Source organism: Pedobacter sp. 01N416, from assembly GCF_056399685.1.
In genome coordinates, this window is record NZ_JBFTRT010000325.1 from 1 (window position 1) to 5558 (window position 5558).

At 37.1% G+C, this 5558-nt stretch carries 8 protein-coding genes; 2 read left to right on the plus strand and 6 right to left on the minus strand.

Annotated elements, in window-relative coordinates; all coding sequences use genetic code 11:
- Positions 1 to 385: hypothetical protein (locus AC1DND_RS17485; RefSeq protein ID WP_477583535.1), on the plus strand; the 385-nt coding region annotated here is incomplete at its 5' end.
- Positions 386 to 586: 201 nt separating this feature from the next.
- On the opposite strand, the gene AC1DND_RS17490 is transcribed toward AC1DND_RS17485, so the two are convergent.
- On the minus strand, positions 587 to 1198 hold the full coding sequence (locus AC1DND_RS17490; protein ID WP_477583537.1) for an NUDIX hydrolase: 612 nt from the start codon (positions 1196 to 1198) through the stop codon (positions 587 to 589).
- Between the two features lie 439 nt (positions 1199 to 1637).
- On the opposite strand from AC1DND_RS17490, the gene AC1DND_RS17495 reads away from it, so the two are divergent.
- The gene (locus AC1DND_RS17495; RefSeq protein ID WP_477583539.1) at positions 1638 to 2504 is read left to right on the plus strand and encodes a hypothetical protein; all 867 of its coding nucleotides are present in this window, start codon (positions 1638 to 1640) and stop codon (positions 2502 to 2504) included.
- Between the two features lie 86 nt (positions 2505 to 2590).
- Here AC1DND_RS17495 and AC1DND_RS17500 read toward each other — a convergent pair whose 3' ends face one another.
- The 5 genes from AC1DND_RS17500 to AC1DND_RS17520 all read right to left on the minus strand — a co-directional run bounded on the left by AC1DND_RS17500 (position 2591) and on the right by AC1DND_RS17520 (position 5550).
- Positions 2591 to 3634 carry an NAD(P)-dependent alcohol dehydrogenase gene (locus AC1DND_RS17500; protein ID WP_477583541.1) on the minus strand — a complete coding sequence of 348 codons (1044 nt, stop codon included), beginning with the start codon at positions 3632 to 3634 and terminating at the stop codon, positions 2591 to 2593.
- Positions 3635 to 3770: 136 nt separating this feature from the next.
- Positions 3771 to 3947 carry a hypothetical protein gene (locus AC1DND_RS17505; protein ID WP_477583542.1) on the minus strand — a complete coding sequence of 59 codons (177 nt, stop codon included), beginning with the start codon at positions 3945 to 3947 and terminating at the stop codon, positions 3771 to 3773.
- A gap of 191 nt (positions 3948 to 4138) precedes the next feature.
- Entirely contained in the window at positions 4139 to 4504 is a 366-nt protein-coding gene (locus AC1DND_RS17510) for a YybH family protein (RefSeq protein ID WP_477583544.1), read from the minus strand.
- 29 nt (positions 4505 to 4533) lie between these two features.
- Entirely contained in the window at positions 4534 to 5304 is a 771-nt protein-coding gene (locus tag AC1DND_RS17515) for an isocitrate lyase/PEP mutase family protein (protein WP_477583546.1), read from the minus strand.
- Positions 5305 to 5391: 87 nt separating this feature from the next.
- Positions 5392 to 5550: an AraC family transcriptional regulator gene (locus tag AC1DND_RS17520; RefSeq protein WP_477583547.1), complete on the minus strand. Its 159-nt coding sequence runs from the start codon at positions 5548 to 5550 to the stop codon at positions 5392 to 5394.
- Positions 5551 to 5558 lie beyond the last annotated feature (8 nt).

Here is a 5558-nt window from a genome sequence, read left to right on the forward strand (position 1 = left end):
ATTTTATGCCATCACCTGCGGATTTACCGCCTATTATTTTTTTAAGTTTTATCTGTTCTATAAAAACTCTTACGATATGAGTTTAGATACGCGCAAAAACATCCTTTGGTTTTTCTACGAAATGAAACTGAATATCGAACTATATAAAGCCCTCACCTACATCGTTGCTTTTATCGGCGTCGCATTCATTGCAATTTATTTATTTATAGAAAAGGCTTCAATTTTCAACAAAATTTTAGCTAATCTTTCATCGGTTTACATCTTATTAAACTGTTTTATTACCATTCTGATTATAGGTCTGATTACCGAATTATGGGCTTGGTATTACTATGGCAAATATTTAAAGCAGGTAAAAAAAGTAGTTGATGAGTTGGATTATGAGTAATCAGTGTGGTCAGATGTTACCATCTGACTTTAAAGTATATTAAAATTCCTATCTATAATTGTTTCGATCCGTGTCAGATAGAAATATCTGATACCACAGCTAAACAAAAGATGCTGACCACGTAGTAGCTATTAGGCCATTAAAAACATAATAAACCGCTAATAAAACAAGTTCGGCAGGACGATCTCTAGGCTAGAACACTTATAGTATTCCTCCGGCCCTCAGCACATCCATAATTGATGGAAAAGTGTTTTTAACTACTGGCGAAATGTGATTTTTATCCAGCCAAACCGCTTCATCAATGCCTTCTTCCTTTTGAGGTACCAATTTTGGTTCGCCTTTAACCTTCATTTTGTACCAATTGGTTTTCTTGATTACCATTTTTGTACCAATTGGATAAACGTGWTAGGTTTTACWAAGTTTTTCTTCGCGTTTAAAAACCCTGATTCCGCACTCCTCTTCTACCTCACGAACAGCAGTTTCCTTCATTTTTTCGCCTTCCTCTAGCTTTCCTTTGGGCAGATCCCACTTTTTATTTCTAAAAATAAACAGAAAATTGCCATTTGCGCTCTCTACCAAACCACCGGCGGCTTTAATAATGGTGCAATCTTTTTTTAACTTTCTAAAGGTCTCCTGAGGATTTTTTGTCAAGAAAATATAGCTCTTTTTAGAACCATTTTTAAGTTTTTTGTAGAATGTTTGCAGATTAAAATCCTGAAATTCCAGTTGTTGAATTTTTTCTTTTTGCTCTGGCAAAAAATCTGAGATATACAAAGTGTTATCGTTGATATAAATTCTATAATTTCTTGGCATATATTTTTAACACACATTAAATAGAGAATGATGCTTTTTTATAGCAACCCGCTCCTTTCCCGATTACATTTAAAGAGTTCTTTCTGCGAAACCTATATATTTTGCAATGCTCTAAAAGTAGAAAAATTGTTGAGTTATTTATAGGATATAAAAAAAGGTTACAACAATTAATGTTGTAACCTTATCTAAATTAACGCTCTCAATCAAAGATTGATGCAAGGCTCTCACCCCTTGCTTGCTACAAATATAGAATAATTTATTAAAGAGTGAAAAAAAAATAATATTTAATCAATGATGAACCTGAATAACCAAAGGCCATACACACTAGATTGTAAAAAAAATGGTTAGTTATCCGTATTGGAGCATTCAGCTAGAAAACAATGGCGAATAATTCCTGCAACGATGAATATTTTTTATAATTTTAACCTTTTAATCTGCCATGCCCATACCTTCATTATCCGAAACAGATCTGGAAGCATACCGAAACGATCTTTCTAACCCAGAAAAATCAACAGGAGCGCTCTTTATCACATTAACCGGGCTTTACCAGCGTTTTGCCGGCAATGAACAGTTATTGGCCAATTTCGAGTACGCATCTGAACTGCAAAGTCTGGAAAACAGCTACGCTTCAAAAAAAGAGCATTACAATAAAGAAATTGCAGAGCTTAAAAGACAATTTAAACAATTAGACAACCGTATTATTGCCGTAGAACAAAAGCTTCGTCATGGTATCCCTGACGATTTGATGGTAATGGATAAAATTATAGCCGAGCAAGAATCTATCGTAGAAGATCAGGAAAAGCTTAACAATGCCGAATCATCCATCGTAGAGCAGGTTAGAATAATAGATATAGCGCATGGAAAAGACCTTCAGAAGCTAGAACAACAACAAAACAATCGAAATACACCGCTGAACAATAAATTTTCTGCTTTTAATGAACAGATAAAACAAGCAGAAAAAAGCATTAGGCTAAAAGCAAGTGCAATCTCGGTTATTGCCATTATCGGCATTCCTTTAATAATAGATATGAGCTTGGTTTCATTAGGATTGCCTGCCTTAAGCAAGAATACCAATAACCTGATCTTTACCCATTATATCTTTTTAATCACGCTGATCCTGGTCGAATTGTTCATAGCCGAAAAGATCAGAAGCATGATTTCGCGCATGTTATCCATCTCTTACCTTAAAGATTCGCTAAGTACGCTCCAAAATCTGCTGTTGGATAACAAAAAACAGATTTCCAAAGTAGAATCTGATCATAACATTTCCATATCAGAATTTGTAAAGCAAAATTATACGACTTAGGGAATTAATTTGTCTGATAAACAAATAGGGGTCTAGAAACCTTTTCAGCCCCAAACCCCTCATTGTTAATTATCTGATATTTAGATCTACAGCGTAGCCATATCAATCACAAAACGGTAACGTACATCACCTTTTTCCATACGTTCGTAAGCATGGTGGATATCTTTCATATCGATCATTTCGATATCCGATACGATATTATTCTCGGCACAGAAATCTAACATTTCCTGAGTTTCGGCAATACCACCAATACCCGATCCGGCAAGACTTTTTCTACCACCAAGCAAACTGAAAGCAGCAATTTCTGCCGGTTTAGGTGGAACACCTACGCAAATGTGTATACCATTTGTTCTCAATAAAGAAAGATACATATTAAAATCGTGCTCAGCAGATACGGTATCTAAAATAAAATCGAACGTACCTCTGGCAGCTTTAACCTGCTCAGGATCGGTAGTTACCACAAAGTGGTGGGCACCAAGTTTTTTGGCATCATCTTCTTTCTTTGGCGAAGTACTCAATACCGTTACTTCGGCACCAAAAGCTACACCAAATTTCACAGCCATATGGCCTAAACCACCTAAACCAAGTACAGCAAGTTTATGGCCTTTTCCTACTTTCCAGTGTTTCAGGGGAGAATAAGTGGTAATACCTGCACATAAAAGCGGTGCTACAGCAGCAAGATTTAATTTATCCGACACATGAAGTACAAATTCTTCTCTTACTACAATTGTATCAGAATATCCACCATAAGTTGGTGTTTTACCATCTCTTTCTAAACTATTGTATGTTTGCGTACTTCCTTCCAAACAATATTGCTCTAAATCTTGCTTACAGTTTTCGCAAACCTGGCACGAATCTACCATACAACCAGTACCGGCAAGATCACCAACCTTAAATTTTTTAACATGATCTCCAACCTTTGTTACTCTGCCCACAATTTCATGACCAGGAACCATAGGGAATATTCCAGGAAACCAATCATTTTTTATCTGGTGCAGATCTGAGTGGCAAACCCCACAGAAAAGTATCTCGAACTGAACATCATGAGGTCCTACTTCCCGGCGCTCAAAATTCCAGGGTGCAAGATCTGTCTCGGCGTTTTGCGCCGCATATCCTTTTGTTGCTATCATAAAAATTCAAATTAATTTTACCTTAACAAAGGTATACAGCGGTTTGCTAAGAACAATTACACAAATCAAATAAATCATTGCAAAATTCAAACAATGCTGTTACAGTCATTGTTTGAATTTTGCACTAACTCTTTGCTTAGGAGAACAATCCATGTGTGATTTCTACAACGGCATCATCAGCGTAAAAAAAGATTGTAAAGAAGCTTGGAGCCTGCGTAATTGCTAAAATATCTTCACGTTTAATATGGTTCTCGTTGATAAAAAGGGTAAGGCGTTCGTGCGAACTAAAATAATCGGATTTTAAAATAATCATAAATTAGGAATATTAATTGAGACAGCCAATTTTATCGATTGTTACAAAATACACAAGTGGGAAAGATCCTGAAACAAGTTCAGGATGACGAATGGAGAGGAATAAACGCTGAGGATCGTCATCTCGGCTGTGGCGCAGCCCCGCTCGAAATGACGATTCTTTGCATTATTTGTAGCCTAAGCGATCAGATCTCACTCTGCTCCAAAAGCATGGTCAATAACGATTTTCCAAGTGCCATCTTCGCTTTGCTTCATTAGTTCGATGCCTTTTGCGCTAACTTTCACTTCTTCGCCATCGGTGATATTCCATTCCGACCTTCCTATAGCGAGATTTCCCGTTTGCATACAGTACACCGTTTTAATTTCCATTGTGCCCTTAATGGCAAGAATGGCTTTAATGGCTTCTTCAAATTGTGCTTTGCCCGATACAGGTTTCCCAGGTTCGGGAACAATAATGCCAGATGAATCGTACATATTAAGTACGGTAGCTATATCTCCTGTGTTAAATGCAGCAGCTAGTGCTGAATGAGCATCTTCTGCTCTTTTTGGTAAATTCATGTCTTTAATTTTAAATGTTTAACCATGTTTTAATAAAAAATGGCCGAAAATTCTTGTTCAGCCAATATTTTTCTGGCGAGCTGACCTGCATGATCATATATTCTGTTGAAGAAAAAACCACCCATACTAATACGCTTAACCCCTAGCGATTCCAAGGCTTTAAATCCTGGAAGATCGGGCATGCACATTACATTGATGGGAAGTGCAGTAGATTGAACTATAGCTGCAATATCATTACTATCGGTAACACAAGGCACAAAAATCCCATCTGCCCCAGCTTTCTGATAAAATTTGATGCGTTTTTTAGTTTCCGCTAAAGCGTTTGGCAATCCCAGTAGAAAAGCATCCGTTCTGATATTCAGAAAGATATTCAGTTTATTTCTCTTGATATGCCCTGCTATTGTAGCCACTGTTTCGGCAAACGAAGCTGCTGGCACCAAACTTCTCTTTTCGCCCGGTAAAGTATCTTCGAGGTTAATCCCCACTGCGCCACAATCGTGTAGTTYTTCTACATTTTCTAAAATGCCTTGCAGGTCGCGGCTATACCCAGCCTCCATATCAACGGTAAGTGGAATATCAACCACGTCGGTAATGCGCTTTGTTATACGGAGCAACTCATCAAAGGGCAGGTTTTCTCCATCTGGGTAACCCAAGGCATTCGAAATGGCCTGACTGGAAATGCCAATGGCCCTAAAACCATTGGTTTGAAAGATTTCTGCACTTTTCACATCCCATACATTCCCAATTAAAAGTGGGGTGGTATTTTTGTGCAGATGTTTAAATGTTTCAAAAGAATTCATAAGCTATATCCTTATTTTAATTGATTATACATCAAAGATATAGCCCTTAAAAATCAACGGATTGTACAAATCCGAACAAAATAAAATTTATGGAAAAAGCAGCTGGTTTACCGGAGTAAGGTTATCCAGGTAACTCGAAGGAGTGAGTCCGGTAAAGGATTTGAAGTCTCTTATAAAATGTGATTGATCAAAATATCCGCAGGCATAAGCAATATTGGTAAATGGCTCTTCATTTTTTGAAATCATCTTTAAAC

What these genes read in the sequence shown, in the direction of transcription:
- AC1DND_RS17495 (WP_477583539.1), top strand. Translation starts at nt 1,638, where the DNA reads ATGCCCATACCTTCATTATCCGAAACAGATCTGGAAGCATACCGAAAC.
- AC1DND_RS17500 (WP_477583541.1), bottom strand. Translation starts at nt 3,634, where the DNA reads ATGATAGCAACAAAAGGATATGCGGCGCAAAACGCCGAGACAGATCTT.
- AC1DND_RS17505 (WP_477583542.1), bottom strand. Translation starts at nt 3,947, where the DNA reads ATGATTATTTTAAAATCCGATTATTTTAGTTCGCACGAACGCCTTACC.
- AC1DND_RS17510 (WP_477583544.1), bottom strand. Translation starts at nt 4,504, where the DNA reads ATGAATTTACCAAAAAGAGCAGAAGATGCTCATTCAGCACTAGCTGCT.
- AC1DND_RS17520 (WP_477583547.1), bottom strand. Translation starts at nt 5,550, where the DNA reads ATGATTTCAAAAAATGAAGAGCCATTTACCAATATTGCTTATGCCTGC.